We start from the raw sequence: 19,730 nt of genomic DNA, 5'->3' as shown, positions 1-19,730 counted from the left end.
GATTTTTCATCGTCTGGTCACCGATCACGCTGCCCGTTCGCACACTGAAATCCTGGTTCCAGGAGCAGCCGCTTGACATAGGAGCGATGAGCCGGTGAGGAGCGGAGCGACGAGGCGTGTCGAAACCTCCGGTGGCCGGGCTCGCCAGCGTGAGCACCTCCGATGTGGTTACTATCCGACGTGGGATGCGGGGATTTCGACTCGGGTCCTCGCGCTTCGCGCTCGGTCCCGGCTCAATCAGCAAGAGGCTGTTGGTGGTTGAGCCGACGAGGAGCGGAGCGACGAGGCGTGTCGAAACCTCTGTCGGCCGAACTCGCCGGCGTCACCACTTCGCAGGTGGTCACGCATCCGACGTAGGCGGCGGGGATTTCGACTCGGGTCCTCGCGATGCTCGGTCCCGGCTCAATCAGCGACTTGCAGTTGGTGGTTGAGCCGGTGAGGAGCGGAGCGACGAGGCGTGTCGAAACCTCAGACGGCTGACTTCGCCGACGCGTCCACCTTGGAGGTGGTCGCTACCCGGCGTAGGCTGCGGAGATTTCGACTCGGGTCCTCGCGCTTCGCGCTCGGTCCCGGCTCAATCATCGAGTGTTGCAAGGTGGTTGAGCCGGTGAGGAGCGGAGCGACGAGGCGTGTCGAAACCTCCGGCGGCCGATGTTGCCAGCGTGAGCACCTTGGAGGTGGTCACCACCCGAGCGTAGGTTGCGGGGATTTCGACACGGGTCCTCGCGCTTCGCGCTCGGTCCCGGCTCAATCATCAACAGGTGGTGTGTTTTTGGTGGTTGAGCCGACGAGGAGCGGAGCGACGAGGCGTGTCGAAACCTCCGGCGGCCGGGCTCGTCAACCCGGCCACCCCCGATCCCAGCCCAATCGGCAAGTGTGCTCAGGCGCCGAGCACCCGGTCGAGATAGTCGTTGGTGAACACCCGATCCGGGTCCAATCGATCGCGGATGGCCAGGAAGTCGTCGAACCGTGGGTAGACCGACCGGAGGTAGTCGGCGTCACGGGTGTGCATCTTGCCCCAGTGCGGCCGACCCTCGCGTGCGGTCATGATCGCCTCGACGTCTGCGAAATAGGCTGCGGTGTCGGCGGAGTCGTCGTTGACGTAGCGATGCACCGCGATGTAGCCCGACGTACGGCCCGATGCGGTCGACACCATCAGATCATCGGCCGCTGCGGCGCGCACCTCGATCGGGAAGCTCACCCGGTACCCGCGGCGCTCGATCATCGACCGCAACTCGCGCAGGGCGCCCGGCACCGCCTCGAGCGGCACCGCGTACTCCATCTCGCGGAACCGCACATTGCGTTCGGAGATGAACACCTTGGTCGAGGAGTCGGTGTAGGTCCGCGGCGAGAGGACGCGTCCGGAGATCTCGTTGATCGTCGCCGCCGTCGCGGGCACTCGCGCGCTCAGTTCGCAGAGCAGCCCGAAGATCCTGTTGCTCAACAGTTCGTCGTCGACGTACCGGCGGATCGCGCTCGGACCCGACGGCTCGACCTCGCCGTCGAGCCGGGTGTTGATCTTGCTCAGGGCTCGGTTCGAGTGCGCGAACATGTAGAACTCGTGGTGATCGTGCTCGGCGACTCGATCGAGGAACCCGTCGATCGCGTCGTCGATGTCGAGCGGACGCTCGTCGGCGCGGATGGAGAACGCCGGAACACACTGCAGCGTGACGTCGACGAGCAGGCCGAGTGCGCCCAGCCCGAGGGCCACGGCCGGCAGATCCGGGCTGTCGGCGTCCACCGAGATCACCTCGCCGGTTCCGGAAACAATTGTTGCCGAGACGATTTGGGTGCTGACGCCGCCGAAGGCCAGGCCGGTGCCGTGGGTGCCGGTGGAGGTGGCCCCGGCAATGGTCTGCCGGTCGACGTCGCCGAGGTTGGCCATGGCCAGGCCATGCGGGGCGAGCAGTCCGGGGATCTCGTGGAGATGGGTGCCGGCCCGCAGCGTGACCTGGCGGAGTTCGGGATCCGCCCGCACCAGTCCGCGCATCCGCGACAACTCGACCTGGATCGACGGTGCGAGCGCGATGGGGGAGAAACTGTGCCCGGCGCCGACGGCCTTGATCCGCTCGCCCGTCGACCGGGCCTCTGTCACCAGCGCAGCCAGATCGTCGGCACCGCCGGGTGACAACACGCGTCCGGGCCGGCACTCCACGGTGCGTCCCCAGTTGACCCAGGTCACAGGAAGACCTTCCCCTCTCCACGGTAGGTCGGGACGACGGAGTCGACATGTGCCGACCCGTCGCCGCTGCGGGTGATCAGGGCGACTTCCCGCGCGCGTTCACAGATCTCGCCGGACTTCGTGTGCCGGAACCAGACCCGATCTCCTATTCTGAGCCCATCCACGCCGGGACCGTGCAGTGGGGTCTGTACCTCGCCGGCCGCTTCGGTGCCCACATACTCCAGTTCCGGAGGCCAGACCGGCCGGGGCAGCCGATCCGGTGCCGGCGGGCCGGAGGCGATCCAGCCGCCGCCGGCGCATGTGGCGAATCCGGGTGCAGGCGTGCGGACCACGTCGAGGCCGAATGCCATCGCCGGGGCCGGCCGGAAGTGCCGGTAGTTGTCGAAGAGATGGCCACCGAAGATGCCGCTGCCTGCAGCGATGTCGGTGATCGACGAGTCGCGGCCGGTGGCCTCGAGTGAGCCGGTGCCGCCGGCGTTGACGATCTCGAGCGGGGCGATCGCGCGGAGGGCGGCGATCACCTTCCCCCGACGACGGCGGATCTCGACCATCGACGCACGCTGCATCAGCGAGACCGCGGCATTGGTGAACCGCTTTCCGCCGACGGCGTTCCCGACCCCGGCCACCTGTGCCTCATACGACATCACGCCGACGAGATCGAATCCGTCACGCCCGACGATGTGGCGGCCCAGTTCCAGGGCCTGATCGAGATCGTGGACCGGAGAGCGCCGCACCCCGATGTGCAGACGTCCGCCGAGCAGCCGCAGCGATGCGTCGAGATCGATCGCCACCCGCACCGACGGCCTGCGCTCGGCAGGCACCACCGAGTCGATCAGGTCGAGATGGGCGACATCGTCCACCAGCAATGTCACCCGCGACAGTGCCAGCTCGTCGGCGAGCAGACCGGCAAGTGCCGACCGGCGAACCGTCGGATACCCCATCAGGACGTCGGTGATCCCGGATTCGGTTGCCAGCCACCGGGCCTCGTCGACGTCATAGGCGAGCACCCCGGCGAAACCCGGGCGGCAGAGGAGGTCGGAGATCACCGACCGCACCCGAAGCGACTTGGATGCCAAGCGGATCGGCACCCCGTCGGCTCGCCGCAGCAGGTCGGCGACGTTGTGTTCCAGGGCATCCCGGTCGACCACCAGTGCCGGGCTGTCGATCCCGGCGGTGGTGACGGCATCGGTGAATCCCTGCCAGTACGTGCGGGGGGATCGCTCCCACCATGGCGTGGGCGAGGGCGGGATCGGCCCGGACGAGGTGGGAGAAAGCGGGTCAGGCATCGGCTGCATGTGACATAGTCTGCCGGACAAGAGATTCCACCAACAGTTGTGTCACATGGTCGTCGGCGGTGCTCAAGTAGATCAGGGTCACCGAGATCAGCGTGCCGATCAGGACGGGTGCGATCTCCGAGGTCGGCTGGGTCCACCGCACCCCGGAGTGCTGGGCGGCGGCGTCGAGGCCCTTCGCCGCCACCGCGTACAGGTTCTCGTACATCCGCTGGCCGTAGCGCTGCAGTTCCGGATGGTTGTGCGCGTGGATCCCGAGCGAGATGGTGGCCTGGAGTCGGCCGGGATCGGCCTTCAGCATGGACAGGAAGGCCTGCAGCTGCCGCCGCATGTTGGCCTCCATCACCTCCAGATCGGCGCCCTCGTCGAGGTCTCCGGTCGGCAGGATCGCGGCCAGCATCTGATCGATGTCACTGGGGACCGCGGTCTCCATCACCGCGCCGAGCAGGGCGGTGCGGGATTCGAAGGCGTAATGGAAACTCGCCAGCGGCATGTCGGCGTGCGCGCAGATCCGACGGGTGGTCGCGCCCTCGACCCCGTGGTCGGCGATCACGCGGTATGCCGATTCGACCAGCGCCGCGCGCCTCTCGGTGACAGACATCCGGGCCAACGAACACCACTTCCGACGGCATGCGTACCGGCACATGCGCGAGAACAGGTTGCAGCCGCAGATGCTACCAACACGACGCGAACGGTGGTCCGGGTCGATGCTGTGGCGTGCGGTTACCGGCCACCGGCAGTGCCGACGGTTACCCTGAATCCCGTGACCGCATCCATCGAGAAGTCCGCCGCCGCGATCGTCGGTCGTGCGGTCAGCACCGTCGGTGGACTGGGCCTGCGGGCCGCCGGTGCGACGGTCGACACCCTCGCCGGTGTCGGCCTTCCCGCCGCTCGCGCGCTCGGCGCCGATGCCGAATCGATCTGGCACTACGTGTCCGGGTCCCCGAACCTCGAGGGCGGCACCTTCGCCAACCCCGAGCCCCCGTCACCACGCGTGTCCGGGGACCTGAAGGTGGCGATCGACATGGCCCGGCGTCCCGGCCGTCCGGCACGCACCATCCGGGTCGACACCCCCGCCCTGGCCGCCGACGTCGAACCCCGCGCCCTCGCAGCGACCTGGTTCGGTCATGCGTCGGTGCTCGTCGAACTCGACGGACTGCGCATCCTCACCGACCCCGTGTTCGGCCGGCGTTGCTCGCCCACGCAGACGGTCGGCCCGTCGCGTCTGCACCCGTGCCCGGTGACCGTCGCCGACCTGCCGCCCCTCGATGTGGTCCTGATCAGCCACGATCACTACGACCACCTCGAGATGGACACCGTCGCGAGGATCGCCGCCACCCAGCCCGACGCGATGTTCGTCGTTCCGTTGGGTGTGGTCGCGCACCTGGTGTCGTGGGGTGTACCACCCGAACGGATCCGGCAGGCCGACTGGTGGGGCACCGTCGAGATCACCGGCGCCTCCGGCACCACCGTGCACTTCACCTGCGGCCCGGCGCGGCACTTCTCCGGCCGCGCACTGCAGCGTGACCTCACCCAATGGGCGAGTTGGGCCCTCGTCGGCCCCATCCACCGCGTCTTCTTCTCCGGCGACACCGGCTACACCGAGCGGTTCGCCGACCTCGGTTCCCGGCTGGGGCCCTTCGATCTCACGCTCATCGCCGTCGGGGCCTACGACCCGGTCTGGCCCGACGTCCACATCGACCCCGAGGAGGCTGTCGCGGTGCACCGGATGGTGTCCGGTCCGGCAGGGACCGACGCAGTGATGATCCCGATCCACTGGGGGACGTTCTCCCTGGCGCGTCATCCATGGGCGGAACCGATCACCCGTCTGCTGCCGACCGCCGGCCGCAACGCCACCACCGTGATGGTTCCGCAGCCGGGTGGCACCATCGACCTGACCCATCGGCTCGGCACCGGTCTCACCGACCCGCAGTGGTGGGAAGCATCGGCGTGAGCGACACGATCGACGAGCAGGCCCAGATCCGTGGTCTGAGCTCGCAGGAGGTCGCCGATCGCGTGGCCGGCGGGCAGGTCAACTCCATGCCCGACCGTTCCGGACGCAGCGTCCGAGACATCGTCCGGGCCAACGTGTTCACCCGGATCAATGCGATCCTCGGTGTGCTGTTCGTCATCGTGGCGTCGACCGGATCGCTGATCAACGGTCTGTTCGGCCTGCTGATCGTCGCCAACAGCGGGATCGGCATCATCCAGGAGATCCGCGCGAAACGCACCCTCGACCGGCTGGCCATCGTCGGTCAGACCCGGCCCAAGGTGCGCCGCGACGGGACCGTCGGTGAGATCCCCCCGGACGAGGTGGTGCTCGACGACATCATCGAGATCGGCGCCGGCGACCAGGTCGTCGTCGACGGCGAGGTGGTCGAGTCGTTCGTGCTCGACGTCGACGAGTCGTTGCTCACCGGCGAGGCCGACGCCATCGACAAGGCGCCCGGCGACAGGATCCTCTCCGGCAGCTTCGTGGTCAGCGGATCGGGCGCCTACCGGGCGACCAAGGTGGGCGCCGACGCCTATGCCGCGCAGCTCGCCGCCGAGGCCTCCAAGTTCACGCTGGTGTCCTCCGAACTGCGTTCCGGGATCGACCAGATCCTCAAGGTGATCACGTGGCTGCTCGTCCCGGCCGGGGTCCTGACCATCGTCAACCAGCTGTTCATCAGTCAGAACGGCATCAAGCAGTCGTTGCTCGGCATGGTCGCCGCGCTGGTCCCGATGGTCCCCGAGGGGCTCGTGCTGATGACGTCGATCGCCTTCGCGGTGGGCGTCGTCCGGCTCGGTCAGCGGCAATGCCTGGTGAACGAACTGCCCGCGATCGAAGGCCTCGCCCGCGTCAACGTGGTGTGTGCGGACAAGACCGGCACGCTCACCGAGAACGGCATGCGCCTGACCGCGGTGGAATCGGTCGAGGCCGCCGGACCATCGAGCGGGGTGACCGCCGAGCTGGTGTTGGCCGCGCTCGCCGCGCACGACCGCAGCCCCAACGCCAGTGTGCTGGCGCTGGCCGAGGCCTATCCGGACGCCCCGGACTGGACGGTCACCGCGCTCGAGCCGTTCACCTCCGCCAAGAAGTGGAGCGGGATGTCGTTCGCCGACGCCGCCGGTGCCGACACGGGCAACTGGATCCTCGGTGCCCCCGACGTCCTGCTCGACCCTGACAGCGAACCCGCTCGCCGCGCCTCCGATCTCGGTGCCGCCGGGCTGCGCATCCTGCTGTTGGGCCGTACCGACGTCCCGGTGAACACCGAACCGGCTGCGGGCTCCAACACACCCGGCACCCTCACCCCGGTCGCGCTGGTGGTGCTCGAACAGCGGGTCCGTGACGACGCCCGCTCCACCCTCGACTACTTCGCCACCCAGCACGTCGACGTCAAGGTGATCTCCGGCGACAACGCCCGCTCGGTGGGCGCGGTCGCCCAGTCGCTCGGGCTCGGCTCCCCGGACACCTCGGTGGACGCCCGCGACCTGCCCACCGACATCGACCGGCTCGCCGACGCGGTCGAGGACGGCGTCACCTTCGGTCGGGTGCGGCCCGATCAGAAGCGGGCGATGGTCGCGGCCCTGCAGTCCCGCGGCAACACCGTCGCAATGACCGGCGACGGCGTCAACGACGTCCTGGCCCTCAAGGACGCCGACATCGGCGTCGCGATGGGCTCGGGCTCGTCGGCCGCCCGGTCGGTGGCGCAGATCGTGTTGCTGGACAACAAGTTCGCCACCCTGCCCTATGTGGTGGGTGAGGGTCGGCGCGTGATCGGCAACATCGAGCGCGTCTCCAACCTGTTTCTCACCAAGACCGTGTACGCGGTGCTGCTGGCCCTGTTCGTCGGCGTCGCCGGTGTGGCCGCCAAGATCTTCGGATTCGACTCGCTCAGCTACCCGTTCCAGCCGATTCACGTCACCATCTCGGCGTGGTTCACCATCGGGATCCCGGCGTTCGTCCTGTCGCTCGCCCCGAACAACGAGCGGGCCCGGAGCGGATTCGTCAAACGTGTTCTGACGCAAGCGGTCCCGAACGGCATCATCGTCGGGATGGCGGCCTTCGTCACCTACGTGATCATCAACCCCGGGGGAGCCGGCGTCAGCCTGGGCGGCGACTCGGTGGATCTGCCGCCCGAGCAGACCCAGGCGGCCACCGCCACCCTGATCTGCCTGATCGCGGTGGCACTGTACGTGCTCATGGTGGTGGCGCGGCCGTACAACTGGTGGAAGGTGCTGCTCATGGTGATCTCGGTCCTCGCGTACGTGATCATCTTCGCCTGGCCGTGGACCCAGCACATGTTCAAGCTGGACTCCTCCAACTGGCAGATGAACTCCGTGGCGTTCGTCGCGGCAGCGATCGGCATCGTCTGCGTGGAGATCGTGTCGCGGGTGCTGCCCCGGATCGTCGGCACCGGCGAGGACTCCGACGCCGATGACCGGGTCGGCGAGCTGGTGCACGACTAGACTCGTGGACCGCACCCGGTGGGCCCGGAACACGGCCACGACGATTCCGGCACGACGAAGCACGCACGACGATCGAGGAGACGAACTGATGGATCTCAAGGGACTGGTCGACAAGGCCAAGGACGCACTGCGCAAGAACCCGAGCCTGATCGAGAAGGGCGGCGACGCCATCGACAAGGCCACCGGCGGCAAGTACGCCGAGCAGGTCGACAAGGCACAGGACGCCGCCCGCAAGGCGGTCGGGGCGGAGGGCGAGCAGCCCCGGCCCGCCGAACAGCCCAAGCCTGCCGCCGACCCTCAGCCCGCGCCCAAGCCGGACCAGCAGTAGGCCCCGCTCACCCGGAGGAGATCAGTGCCCGGCCCGCGGGTGACGGCGATAGGCCGACACCGTCGGGTCGTCGGTGAGCCAGTAGCGCCACGTGTGGTCGGCGGCATGGCGCACCCCCACCCGCGGACCGGTGCTCACCGGCCGGGTTTCCTGCGCGCCGTCCTGAAGCCGGACCCGGGCGTCGGGGTGGAACAGATCGATGCCCAGGTCGGCCGAGGTGATCCCGGCCGCCCGCGCCAGATTGCCCGGTCCCCGTGCCACCGCTGCCGCGGCCACCGAATCCCCCGACCCCCGACGCTCCCGGGCCGTCGAGACCCCGTCGATCACCTCTCCGGCGCGCAGGAGCACCGCTGATGCCAGTCCGTCGACGCCGGTCACCACGTTGGCGCAGTGGTGGCCGTGGATGCGGTACACGTACAGCCGCCCGGGTGGGCCGTACATGATGGCCGACCGCGGGGTACGCCGGAAGGCGTGGGAGGCCGGGTCCAGCGGACCGGCGTAGGCCTCGACCTCGGTGATCCGGATGGTCACACCGTGCGCCACCAGCTCGGCACCGAGCAGCAGTAGCGCGGCGGCGTGGACGTCGACACCCGCGCCGATAGCGGACACTCGCTGTGAGATCACCGATCCCACCGGTTAGGCTTCGTCACCATGGCCAAGACGAGCGACTCCATCGAGGTTGAGCTGTCACCGGAGGATACCTGGTCGGCGGCGACGGACCTCGCACGATTCTCGGAGTGGCTCGTCCTGCACGACGGCTGGCGTAGCCCCGTGCCGGCGCCCGCCGACCTCGGCACCGGGACCAGGGTGTCGTCGGTCGTCAAGGTCAAGGGCACGCGAGTGCGGTTCGACTGGGTCATCGACACCTACGTCGACGGCAAAGAGGTCCGGCTCAAGGGTTCCGGCAAGGGTGGGGTGAAGGCGAAACTCGACCTCGCGATCGCGCCGGCCACGGTCGGTTCGGTGGTCACCTTCAGCGTCGACCTCGGTGGACTCCCGTTGATCGGGCCCGTCGGGAAGGCGGCAGCGATGGCGGTTTCGGGGGATCTGCACAGGTCGCTGGTCACCTTCCGTGAGCTCTTCGGCTGAATTACCCAGGGGGAAGTGAACAATGGGGCGTCACAGCTCTGATTCCGGCGATTCCGGACCGATTCGGCCGCGCCGCGACGACGCGTCCGGTCCCGGCCGTGCCGCCGACACCGGGCGCAGCCGCGCGTCGGACACCGGGCGCAACCGTGCCGCCGACACCGGGCGCAACCGTGCTGCCGACACCGGGCGCAACCGTGCTGCCGACACCGGGCGCAACCGTGCTGCCGACACCGGGCGCAACAGTGCTGCCGGGACGTCGTCGAGCGGTCAGTTCGGGTTCGACCACCGCGAATCCGGGTCATCACATCGTGGTGCCTGGCTGTGGGGTCTCGGCGCGCTGGTGATCGTGGCCGCGCTCGTCGCCGGGATCGTGATCTGGAAGTCCGTCGGCTCCGATGGTTGCGGCGACCGGACGTCGGTGAGCGTGGCCGCCGATCCCACCATCGCCTCCGCGCTCGGTGACGCGGCAGGGCAGGTGTCGTTGCACACCTGCTACGACTACAAGGTCTCCTCGGTGGCCGGGGCCGACGTGCCGGGTCTGTTGACCAGTGGCGACGCCAGTCCCGACCTGTGGGTGCCGGATTCGCAGCTGCAGGCGCGTCGGGTGACCACCCAGGTCCGCCACGAGCTCGACCTGGTCTCGGACTCCCTGGCGTCCACGCCGACCGTCGTCGTGGGCAAGGAACTGCCGAACCTGACCAGCTGGGTACAGGTGATGAAGCTGCCGGATCTGCGGACCGGCAGCCCGGTCGACACCAGCACCGGCGACGCCCCGATCGTGGGCGCGCTCGCCGAGGTCGCCGCAGGCAAGCTCACCGAGGAACAACTCACCGAGGCGATGTCGGTGCTGGCGATCCAGCAGAACAACGCGCGCCTGGCCAACGACAACGAGGGCACCCGGCTCAACCTGGCCAACACCTCGACGGTGCCGGTGGTGACCACCGAGCAGCAGTACATCATGTTCATGCGTACCCACCAGGGCTCGCAGCTGAAATTCGCGATCCCCGCCGACGGCACCGTGATGCTCGACTACCCGCTGGTGAACACCGCGGGGACGGCCCGACGGACGACCGCCGACGAGGCGGGTAAGGCGCTCGCCGAGGCACTCGCCGGTTCCGACGGAGATCGGTTGGGGCAGGCCGGTTTCCGTAAGCCGGGCGGCGAACCGTATCCCGGCGATCATCCCTATGGGACGGGGCAGCCGGTCACGGCGCTCGCCCTCAAGGACCCCGATCAGGTCGACAAGGCCCTGCGTCAGTGGCAGGTCCTCGGTGTGCCGATCCGCACTCTCGTCGTCCAGGACACCTCGGGGTCGATGGAGGCCACGGTCGGGTCGTCGACGAGGGCGCAGTTGCTCATCGACGCGTCGATGACCGGGCTGAAGATGTTCCCGAACAACGCGATGGTCGGTGGCTGGGCGTTCTCGATCGACCGTGGGCCGAACGGTGAGGACTGGACCGAGCTGAGTCCGATCCGCCGTCTCGACGCCACGACCGCCGGCGGGGAGACCCATCGTGAGGAATTGGCCACAGCGGTCCGCAAGGGGCTCTCGCCGGCCGAGCTCGGCGGGTCCACCGGGCTGTACGACACCACCCTCGCGGCGTTCAAGGAGGTGCAGGACACCTACGACCCGAACTACTCCAACAGCGTCATCATCATGACCGACGGGGAGAACGAGGACCCCAACAGCATCTCTCTGGACGAGCTGCTCGCCGAGCTCAAGGAGCGCCAGGACCCGGCCCGGCCGGTGCTGATCCTGACGATCGGGATCTCCGAGGACGCCGATACCGAGGCGCTCCGGCAGATCGCCGAGGCCACGGGCGGCACCACCTATGTCGCCGAGACCGCCGCCGACATCAGCTCGGTGTTCGTCAACGCGATCCAGGCCCGCGTGGAGGCGGCCGGCCGCTGACGAGCGGGGAGTTTTCTAAGGATCCCCTATGAACCTCGTGGCAGGGTTAGGCGAATCCCGACGGTCTTGTTCACAATGGGGAACCATGACCAAGAACATCCGGACCGCGGTCCGCAAAGATGATCTGCTGTCGCTGACACGAACCGGTGGGGTGGTGGCCGCTGTCGCCGCCATCGGCCTGGCCACGGCGGCCTGTGGGTCCGACGATGCTTCCGCCGCCGACGACACGACCACCGCATCGGCCACGTCTGTGGCGGCCTCGACCGCCGCATCGACCGACGGTGCCGCCGGCTCGGGCGAGTACAAGAACGGCACCTACACCGCCGTGGGCCACTACCAGTCGCCCGGTGGCGAGCAGCAGATCGGGGTGACGGTGACCCTGTCGAACTCGACGATCACCGCACTCGAACTCGACCGGAGTCAGACCAAGGGCACGTCGGCACAGTTCCAGGAGAAGTTCGCGAGTGGTATCGACGCGCTGGTCGTCGGCAAGAACATCGACGACCTCGACGTCTCCAAGGTCGCCGGGTCGTCGCTGACCTCGGGCGGCTTCAACGATGCCATCACCCAGATCCAGACCGACGCCCGCGTCTGAGGCCGACTGGCGGTTCGAGGCGATCGGCACCGTCTGGGAGATCACCACGGACACACCGCTGTCCGACGCCGCCCGCGGCGAGGTGCGCGCCGAGATCGACCGGATCGACCGGGTGTGGTCGCGGTTCCGCGACGACTCGATGGTGGCCGAGATGTGGCGCACGCCGGGTCGGTATCCGGTGGCGGCCTCCGATGGCCCGCTCCTCGACTGGTACCGCCGGCTCTACGACATCACCGCGGGTGCGGTGACCCCGTTGGTCGGCGCCACCCTCGCCGACGCCGGATACGACTCGCGGTACTCGCTGACCCCGGCGGCCACGATCGCCGCGGTGCCCGCGTGGGACGACGTGATCGAGTGGTGTCCCGGTGGCGCTGCCGACGCCGCGGGTGAACTGGTGGTTCGCAGGCCCGTGCTGATCGACATCGGTGCTGCCGGAAAAGGTTTCGCCGTCGACCGAGTCGCCGGGATCGTCGCCCGGCACTCGCGTGGAGATCATGTCGTCGACGCCGGTGGGGACATGGTGATCTCCACCCGGGACCAGCCGGTGCGCATCGCCCTCGAACATCCAGGGGATCCGCGCAAGGCGATCGGCGTCGTCGAACTGTCCGGAGGTGCGCTGTGCGCCTCGGCGCCCAACCGGCGGGCGTGGGCCGACTGGCACCACATCGTCGACCCCCGTACCGGGATCCCCACTCGAGAGGTGTTGGCCACCTGGGTATTCGTCGACGGTGTGACGACCGACCGGGCGATGACCGCCGACGGGCTGGCCACCGCACTGTTCTTCACCCCGGCGACCTCGTTGCGGGCGCGTCTCGGAGCTCCGGAACCGCGCCGCCGTCCGGGGTCCACTCCCACCGACATCACCTGGACCGCGCTCGAGAAGTCCGGCGGCGAAGCCGCTTTCGGGCACGTGACCATTCACCACAGCGGCGTCGTCGAACACACCGCGATCCCTGGATTGGAGTTGTTCCTGTGACCGGAGTGCTGCCTCGGCGGTCGGCCCGTCCGCGCTGGTTGACCATGCATCGCGCGGTCCTCGGTGCGCTGGTCCTGTTGGTGGTGATCGCGTTGCTCGTCTCGGCCCTCGACGACGAGTTCGCCTATCGTCCTGGCGCACTTCTGTTGTCGCTGGTGTTGTCGGTGGTCGGGTCCGCGGCGGTGAGTGGGGTGTGCGCGGCCGTCGTCCGGGTGCCGCCGGGCGCGGACTCGTGGGCGATCACCGCGCTGATCCTGTTCTTCTTGATGCCGGGTGTCACCGACGCGGCGTCGGGGTGGTCGATGGTGATCGCCGCCGGCTCCGCCGCCCTGAGCAAATACGTGCTGGCGTGGCGGCGTCGGCTGACGGTCAACCCGGCGGTCGTCGGGGCGATTGTCACCTATGCGCTCGCCTATGCAGGGGTGGAAGTGGCCGGGGGAGTGGTCAGTTCACCGGTCTGGTGGATTGCCGCGGAACCGCTGTTCTGGCCGATGCTGATCATCGGCGTGCTGCTGGTCACCGTCCTGCGTGAGTGGTGGACGGTCGGCATCTTCGTGATCGCCACGCTGGCCACGGTGGCGGTGCTGCAGCTGATCGAGGGTGGTCAGGATCTGCAGTTCGTGTTCGTCTCCGCGCCCACGATGTTCCTGGCCGCCATCATGCTGCCGGAGCCGTTGACGTCCCCGAGTACCCGGGTGCACCGGGCGGTGTACGCGATCATCGTTGCAGTCCTGGCGAACTGGCAGCAGGTCTTCGAGATCACCGATTCCTACACGCTGGAGTTCGTTCCGCAGATCGCCCTCGGTGTGGGGTGTGTGTATGCCTTCGTCGTCCGCCTCGTCACCCAGCGGGGCGCCGGTCGGGTGACGTTCGAGGTGCAGATCGACGAGATCGCCGCGGGCACCCACCGGATTCGGGCGCTCTCACCGCAGCCGGTGGCATTCCGACCCGGCCAGTGGGCGACGCTGAGTGCCCCGCAATGGTCGGCGCCGCTGTGGCATCGGACCCGACGGGTGTTCTCGTTCGCCGCCGCGCCGGGCGAGAACCCGACCGAGTTCGCGTTCACCGTCGGCGGTTCGGAGGTGTCGGCGTTCAAACGGGACCTGATCCACCGGGGCGGACGACTCCTTCTCGACGACACCGGCGGCGACTTCGTCGCACCGCGCCACCCGGGCGGATACCCGATCGTGCTGCTCGCCGGCGGAATCGGGATCACCCCGTTCCGTGCGATGGTCCGCCAGTTCACCGGTGACACCGGGAATCGGGATCTGTCGTGGCTCACCGTCATCCACGTGATCCGGGAACAGGAACGTTCGGTGTTCGACGACGACCTCGACGCCGTCCGTGCCGCCGGCGGCCGCGTGGAGGTGGTGGTGGCCGACGACGGCGCCCTGCCCGCCGATCTGCCGTTCACCCGCGACGGGGCCCACTACTACATTTCGGGAAGTCCCGAGTTCGTGCACGCGACCTCGGCAAGGACACGTTCGGCGGATCCGGCCGTGCGCCTGCGGTTCTGGCGGCTACACACCGACAGCTTCCTGGGATACTGACGGCGCGCGTCGGCCTCAGTGGTCGAGCCGATTGTTCGTGGTGAGGGATTGGCAGTTGCACCGGCCCTTCGCGAGAGCAGGATTGGCAGTTGCACCGGCTCTTCGCGAGAGCACGATTGGCAGGTGAGCCGGTCGTTCGCGAGAGCAGGATTGGCAGTTGCACCGGCCCTTCGCGAGAGCAGGATTGGCAGTTGCACCGGCCCTTCGCGAGAGCAGGATTGGTGGTTGAGCCGGTTCTTCGCGATAGCGAAGCACCGTGTCGAAACCTCTGTCGGCCGACCTCGTATGTGGTTGCGTTCTTGCGCGAGAGCACGATTGGCAGTTGAGCCGGCTCGTCGCGAGACCAGGATTGGTGGTTGAGCCGGCTCGTCGCGAGAGCAGGATTGGTGGTTGAGCCGGTTCTTCGCGATAGCGAAGCACCGTGTCGAAACCTCTGTCGGCCGACCTCGAATCCAGCCGACCTCGAATCCAGCCGACGTCGGATCCAGCCGACCTCGGATCCGGTCGTGTCCAGGGGCACGCGTCCTGCTGTTCACTCGTCTTGGGCGATGCGGTGCAGCACCGACAGCACCCGTTCCATGACCGGGGTCCGGCGGCCCGCGAGGTGCGCGGCGACCAGATCGATCGACGTCGCCGGGAGCAGCGCGGCGTAGTGGACGCCGGCCAGGTCGAGGGCGGAGGTCGGTTCGGGAACCACCGCGACCCCGAGCCCGGCGGCCACCAGCGTGACGAGCGTCGACGTCTCCGACACCTCATGTCGCACTCGCGGGACCTGCCCGGCGTCGGCCCACATCTGGGCGACCACCGTGTTCATCACCGACCTGCCGTGCCCGGCGTGGGCGATCACGTCGTCGTCGACGAGGTCTTCCACCGACAACACCGTCCGGCCGGCGAGGGGATGTCGGTCGGGGAGGGCGACGATCAGACGGTCGCGGCGCACGGGTTCGACGACGAGCCCCTCTCCCTTCACCGGTGGACGGAGCAGTGCGAGGTCGATCTGTCCGGTCTCCAGTGCGGTCAGCTGATCGGGTGCGAGCATTTCGCCGCGGACGCTCACCTCGACGCCCGACAACTCGTCGCGCAGGGTTCGCACGAGCCGGGGGAGCAGCGAGTACGTCGCCGACCCCACGCAGCCGATCGTCAGATGTCCTTCGAGGCCTTCGGCCACCCGCCTGGCCTGGGCGCCGGCGGCGTCGACCGCCTCGAGGATCTCCACCACGCGCGGGAGGTAGGCGGCGCCGGCCGGGGTCAGTTCGACGCGACGGGTGGAGCGGGTCAGAAGTGCCACGCCGAGCTCGTCCTCGAGCTGACGGATCTGCTGGGACAGCGGCGGCTGGGCGATATGCAGACGCTGGGCGGCGCGTCCGAAGTGCAGTTCCTCGGCCACTGCCCGGAAATATCGCAGGTGACGCAGCTCCATGTCGCGAGCCTACCTGGTTGATACTCCAGAGATATCAATAGCGTTCAAATCGATACTTCTCAATATGAGAGCTGGCTCATACCCTCGATGTATGGCTACCGGAACCGACATCGTCATCTGTTCACCACTCCGTACCCCGGTCGGTCGGATGGGTGGGGCGCTGGCATCGCAGACCGTCACCGACCTCGCGACCACGCTGCTGCGTGAACTCGCCTCGCGGGCCGGACTCGGCGAGGGCGATGTCGACGACGTGATCCTCGGCCAGGGCTACGCCAACGGGGAGTCGCCGGCGATCGGCCGGATGGCCGCACTCGACGCCGGACTCGGCGTGGGCGTTCCCGGCATGCAGGTGGATCGCCGGTGCGGCTCGGGCCTGCAGGCCGTCCTCAGCGGCGCCGCCCAGGTCGCCTCCGGCGGGGCATCGCTGGTGATCGCCGGTGGCGCCGAGTCGATGTCGAATGTCGAGCACTATGCCCTGGGGTTGCGCACCGGCATCCGACAGGGCGGCGTGGAGCTCATGGATCGTCTCGACCGTGGCAGGCTGACCGCAGGTGGATCGTCGCATCCGATCCCCGGTGGCATGATCGAAACCGCCGAGAACCTGCGTGCCCGTTACCATCTCGGCCGATCCGAGCAGGACGAGTTCGCCGTGGAGTCGCATCGTCGGGCCATTGCCGCGCAGGACGCCGGGAAGTTCGACGACGAGATCGTGCCGGTCACCATCCCCGGCCGGCGCGGCAAGCCCGACGTCGTGGTCGATCGCGACGAGCATCCGCGCGCCGATGCCTCGGTCGAGGGACTGGCCAAGCTGCGCGCGATCCGTGCCAAGATCGACCCCGAGTCCACCGTCACCGCCGGTAACGCATCCGGCCAGAACGACGGTGCGGCGATGTGTGTGGTGACCACCCGCGCCGAGGCCGAACGCCGCGGTCTCGCCCCGTTGCTCGCCCTGAAGTCGTGGGCCGTGACCGGTTGCGCCCCAGAGGAGATGGGTATCGGCCCGGTCGGTGCCACCGCCGCCGCCCTGCAGCGAGCCGACCTCACCCTCGACGAGATCGATCTCATCGAACTCAACGAGGCGTTCGCCGCCCAGGTCCTCGCCGTCCTCGCCGAGTGGAAGGTCGACGCCGGTGACGAGCGGCTGAACCCCAACGGCTCCGGGATCTCGCTGGGTCACCCGATCGGCGCCACCGGCGCCCGCATCCTCGCCACCGCCGCCTACGAGGCCCGACGCCGGGAATCGAAATACGTCCTGGAGACCATGTGCATCGGCGGCGGCCAGGGACTCGCCGCGATCTTCGAGGCGATCCGATGAGCGCCGTCGAGGTGGCCACCCACATCAGCGGCCGCGAGGACGGGCCCGTCGTGGTGCTGTCGAACTCGCTGGGCTCCGACCACCGGATGTGGGATGAGCAGATCGCCGAGCTGGACAAGCACTTCCGCGTCGTCCGCTACGACACCCGCGGTCACGGTGCCTCGCCGATACCGGCCGGGCCGTACAGTATCGACGACCTCGCCGACGACGTCATCGCCCTGCTCGACCGGATCGGTGTGGCCAAGGCGCACATCGTCGGACTGTCGCTCGGCGGTATGACGGCGATGCGACTGGCGGTCCGCAACCCCGAGCGCGTCGACCGGGTGGTGCTGTTCTGTACCTCACCGCACATGCCACCCGCCGACGCCTGGAAGGACCGGGCCGGCAGCGTCCGTTCCGACGGGACCGCGTCGATCGCCGAAAGCGTTGTCAGTCGCTGGTTCTCGCCCGGATACCTCGCCGATCCGGCCAACCGGGCCGCCGTCGAGCACTACCAGTCGATGGTCGCCGCCACCCCCGACGACGGCTACGCCGGATGCTGTGAGGCCATCGCCGACTTGGACCAGCGTGCCGAGATCGGTGCGATCACCGCCCCGACCCTGGCCGTCGCCGGTGCCGACGATCCTGCCACCCCGCCCGCGACACTCGCGAGCATCGTCGAATCCATCGCAGGAGCAAGGCTTCTCGTCGTCGACGATGCGGCACACCTCGCGCCCGCCGAACAGCCCGCCATCATCACCCCCGCCATCATCGAACACCTGGAGCAGTCATGAGTATCGACAAGGTCTTCGGATCGGCCGCCGAGGCCGTCGCCGACATCCCCGACGGATCCAGCCTGGCCGTCGGAGGATTCGGACTCTCGGGAATCCCCAAGTTCCTGATCGACGCCCTGCTCGCCCAGGGCGCGGCGGACCTCACCATCGTGTCCAACAACTGCGGCGTCGACGGCGCTGGTCTCGGCCTGCTGCTCGAGGCCCGTCGCATCGAGAAGGTGATCGCCTCCTACATCGGCGAGAACAAGGAATTCGGACGCCAGTTCCTCTCCGGCGAGGTGACCGTGGAACTCACCCCGCAGGGCACCCTCGCCGAGCGGATGCGTGCCGGCGGCAGCGGGATCGGGGCGTTCTTCACCCCGACCGGCGTCGGCACCCTGGTCGCCGAGGGTGGCCTGCCGTGGCGGTACAACGCCGACGGGTCGGTGGCCCTGTCCAGCCCGCCGAAAGAGGTCCGAACCTTCCATGGGACCGAGATGGTGCTCGAGGAGTCGATCGTCACCGATTACGCGCTGATCCGCGCGGCCGTTGCCGACAAGGCAGGCAACTGCTGCTTCCACGCCGCTGCACGCAACTTCAACCCGCCTGCCGGGATGTCGGGCCGCACCACCATCGTCGAGGCCGAGAAGGTCGTCGAGGTCGGTGAACTCGGCCCCGATCAGATCCACCTGCCGGGCATCTTCGTCAAGCGGGTCGTTGCCCTCACCCCGGAACAGGCCGCCGACAAGGGCATCGAGCACCGCACCATCCGGCGGCACCCGGAAGCCGCGGGCACGCCCGCCTGAGCGCCGACACCCCAACCTTTCCACCCGAGGAGAACCATCATGAGCTGGAGCCGCACCGAGATGGCCGCCCGCGCCGCACAAGAGCTGCGCGCCGGTGACTACGTCAATCTGGGCATCGGTCTGCCCACCCTGATCCCCGATCAGTTGCCCGACGATTCGGGGATCATGCTGCACGCGGAGAACGGCATCCTCGGTGTGGGACCGTTTCCGTACGACGAGGACGTCGACCCCGACCTGATCAACGCCGGCAAGCAGACCGTGTCGGTGCTGCCCGGGGCCAGCTTCTTCGACTCCGCCACCAGCTTCTCCATGATTCGCGGTGGCCACGTCGACGTCGCGGTCCTGGGCGGTATGCAGGTCTCCGCCGGCGGTGACCTCGCCAACTGGATGGTGCCCGGTGCCATGGTCAAGGGCATCGGTGGCGCGATGGATCTGGTCAACGGTGCCGGTCAGGTGATCGTGCTCATGGAACATGTCACCAAGAAGGGGGCACCCAAGCTCGTCGCGGACTGCGCCCTGCCGCTGACCGGCCGTCACGTGGTGTCCCGGGTGATCACCGATCTCGGTGTTTTCGATGTCACCGGAAGCGGTTTCGACATCGTCGAGTACGCACCGGGTGCCGACTTCGCCGAGGTCGAGGCCAAGACCGGCGCACCGGTGGTCGACAAGACGGGCGTCGCCGCCTGACTCGTGTTGTGCTCAAACACCGCGTAGCAGTTGCTTTCCGGCTGTGGGTTGCGGGAATCTCGACACGGGTCCTCGCTCTTCGGGCTCGGTCCCGGCTCAATCAGCAATGCCCAGTTGATGGTTGAGCAGCTGGTGGTCGCCGTCCGACGTCGGGCTGCGGAGATTTCGACTCGGGTCCTCGCCCTTCGGGCTCGGTCCCGGCTCAATCAGCAATGCCCAGTTGATGGTTGAGCAGATGGTGGTCGCCGTCCGACGTCGGGCTGCGGAGATTTCGACTCGGGTCCTCGCTCTTCGGGCTCGGTCCCGGCTCAATCAGCAATGCCCAGTTGATGGTTGAGCAGCTGGTGGTCGCCGTCCGACGTCGGGCTGCGGAG

At 68.4% G+C, this 19,730-nt stretch carries 17 protein-coding genes; 12 read left to right on the top strand and 5 right to left on the bottom strand.

The window, feature by feature from the left end; genetic code table 11:
• Positions 1-880: 880 nt before the first annotated feature.
• From ACWDUA_RS25025 to ACWDUA_RS25015, 3 genes are read right to left on the bottom strand one after another with little or no spacing between them, the layout of a single operon-like run.
• Positions 881-2,182: a D-arabinono-1,4-lactone oxidase gene (locus ACWDUA_RS25025; protein ID WP_449753728.1), complete on the bottom strand. Its 1,302-nt coding sequence runs from the start codon at positions 2,180-2,182 to the stop codon at positions 881-883.
• Positions 2,179-3,468 carry an amino acid deaminase/aldolase gene (locus ACWDUA_RS25020; RefSeq protein ID WP_449753731.1) on the bottom strand — a complete coding sequence of 430 codons (1,290 nt, stop codon included), beginning with the start codon at positions 3,466-3,468 and terminating at the stop codon, positions 2,179-2,181. Before ACWDUA_RS25020 ends, ACWDUA_RS25025 begins: the two co-directional genes overlap by 4 nt.
• A complete protein-coding gene (locus ACWDUA_RS25015) occupies positions 3,461-4,075 on the bottom strand; it encodes a TetR/AcrR family transcriptional regulator (RefSeq protein WP_449753727.1) in 615 nt (204 codons plus the stop codon). Before ACWDUA_RS25015 ends, ACWDUA_RS25020 begins: the two co-directional genes overlap by 8 nt.
• 162 nt (positions 4,076-4,237) lie before the next feature.
• On the opposite strand from ACWDUA_RS25015, the gene ACWDUA_RS25010 reads away from it, so the two are divergent.
• The 3 genes from ACWDUA_RS25010 (at position 4,238) to ACWDUA_RS25000 (ending at position 8,254) form a co-directional block, all read left to right on the top strand.
• Positions 4,238-5,428, top strand: a complete 1,191-nt coding sequence (locus tag ACWDUA_RS25010; RefSeq protein ID WP_449753726.1) for an MBL fold metallo-hydrolase — start codon at positions 4,238-4,240, stop codon at positions 5,426-5,428.
• Positions 5,425-7,926: an HAD-IC family P-type ATPase gene (locus ACWDUA_RS25005; protein ID WP_449753725.1), complete on the top strand. Its 2,502-nt coding sequence runs from the start codon at positions 5,425-5,427 to the stop codon at positions 7,924-7,926. The genes ACWDUA_RS25010 and ACWDUA_RS25005 overlap by 4 nt, the downstream gene beginning before the upstream one ends.
• Positions 7,927-8,014: 88 nt before the next feature.
• Entirely contained in the window at positions 8,015-8,254 is a 240-nt protein-coding gene (locus ACWDUA_RS25000; protein ID WP_449753724.1) for an Rv0909 family putative TA system antitoxin, read from the top strand.
• Between the two features lie 21 nt (positions 8,255-8,275).
• On the opposite strand, the gene ACWDUA_RS24995 is transcribed toward ACWDUA_RS25000, so the two are convergent.
• Complete coding sequence (locus ACWDUA_RS24995) at positions 8,276-8,875, bottom strand: DNA-3-methyladenine glycosylase (protein WP_449753730.1); 600 nt, start codon at positions 8,873-8,875, stop codon at positions 8,276-8,278.
• A gap of 30 nt (positions 8,876-8,905) precedes the next feature.
• On the opposite strand from ACWDUA_RS24995, the gene ACWDUA_RS24990 reads away from it, so the two are divergent.
• From ACWDUA_RS24990 to ACWDUA_RS24970, 5 genes are all read left to right on the top strand, one after another.
• Entirely contained in the window at positions 8,906-9,343 is a 438-nt protein-coding gene (locus ACWDUA_RS24990) for a type II toxin-antitoxin system Rv0910 family toxin (RefSeq protein ID WP_449753723.1), read from the top strand.
• Between the two features lie 22 nt (positions 9,344-9,365).
• Positions 9,366-11,255, top strand: coding sequence for a VWA domain-containing protein (locus ACWDUA_RS24985; RefSeq protein WP_449753722.1), 1,890 nt, complete (start codon positions 9,366-9,368; stop codon positions 11,253-11,255).
• A gap of 85 nt (positions 11,256-11,340) precedes the next feature.
• The gene (locus tag ACWDUA_RS24980; RefSeq protein ID WP_449753721.1) at positions 11,341-11,850 is read left to right on the top strand and encodes an FMN-binding protein; all 510 of its coding nucleotides are present in this window, start codon (positions 11,341-11,343) and stop codon (positions 11,848-11,850) included.
• Positions 11,813-12,826: an FAD:protein FMN transferase gene (locus ACWDUA_RS24975; protein ID WP_449753720.1), complete on the top strand. Its 1,014-nt coding sequence runs from the start codon at positions 11,813-11,815 to the stop codon at positions 12,824-12,826. Before ACWDUA_RS24980 ends, ACWDUA_RS24975 begins: the two co-directional genes overlap by 38 nt.
• A gap of 44 nt (positions 12,827-12,870) precedes the next feature.
• The gene (locus ACWDUA_RS24970) at positions 12,871-14,376 is read left to right on the top strand and encodes an FAD-dependent oxidoreductase (RefSeq protein ID WP_449753729.1); all 1,506 of its coding nucleotides are present in this window, start codon (positions 12,871-12,873) and stop codon (positions 14,374-14,376) included.
• Positions 14,377-14,908: 532 nt separating this feature from the next.
• Here the strand turns inward: ACWDUA_RS24970 and ACWDUA_RS24965 are convergent.
• Complete coding sequence (locus ACWDUA_RS24965; RefSeq protein WP_059039420.1) at positions 14,909-15,796, bottom strand: LysR family transcriptional regulator; 888 nt, start codon at positions 15,794-15,796, stop codon at positions 14,909-14,911.
• A 91-nt stretch (positions 15,797-15,887) separates the two neighbouring features.
• Between ACWDUA_RS24965 and ACWDUA_RS24960 the strand changes: the two genes are divergently transcribed.
• From ACWDUA_RS24960 to ACWDUA_RS24945, 4 genes are read left to right on the top strand one after another with little or no spacing between them, the layout of a single operon-like run.
• Positions 15,888-17,111, top strand: a complete 1,224-nt coding sequence (locus tag ACWDUA_RS24960) for an acetyl-CoA C-acetyltransferase (protein ID WP_449753719.1) — start codon at positions 15,888-15,890, stop codon at positions 17,109-17,111.
• Entirely contained in the window at positions 17,108-17,884 is a 777-nt protein-coding gene (pcaD, locus tag ACWDUA_RS24955; RefSeq protein WP_449753718.1) for a 3-oxoadipate enol-lactonase, read from the top strand. Before ACWDUA_RS24960 ends, pcaD begins: the two co-directional genes overlap by 4 nt.
• On the top strand, positions 17,881-18,669 hold the full coding sequence (locus ACWDUA_RS24950) for a CoA transferase subunit A (protein WP_449753717.1): 789 nt from the start codon (positions 17,881-17,883) through the stop codon (positions 18,667-18,669). The genes pcaD and ACWDUA_RS24950 overlap by 4 nt, the downstream gene beginning before the upstream one ends.
• 39 nt (positions 18,670-18,708) lie before the next feature.
• Positions 18,709-19,356, top strand: coding sequence for a 3-oxoacid CoA-transferase subunit B (locus ACWDUA_RS24945; protein WP_449753716.1), 648 nt, complete (start codon positions 18,709-18,711; stop codon positions 19,354-19,356).
• The last annotated feature ends 374 nt before the right edge of the window (positions 19,357-19,730 follow it).

Source organism: Gordonia sp. NPDC003376 (genome assembly GCF_053589235.1).
This window is presented reverse-complemented; position numbering and strand designations above follow the sequence as displayed.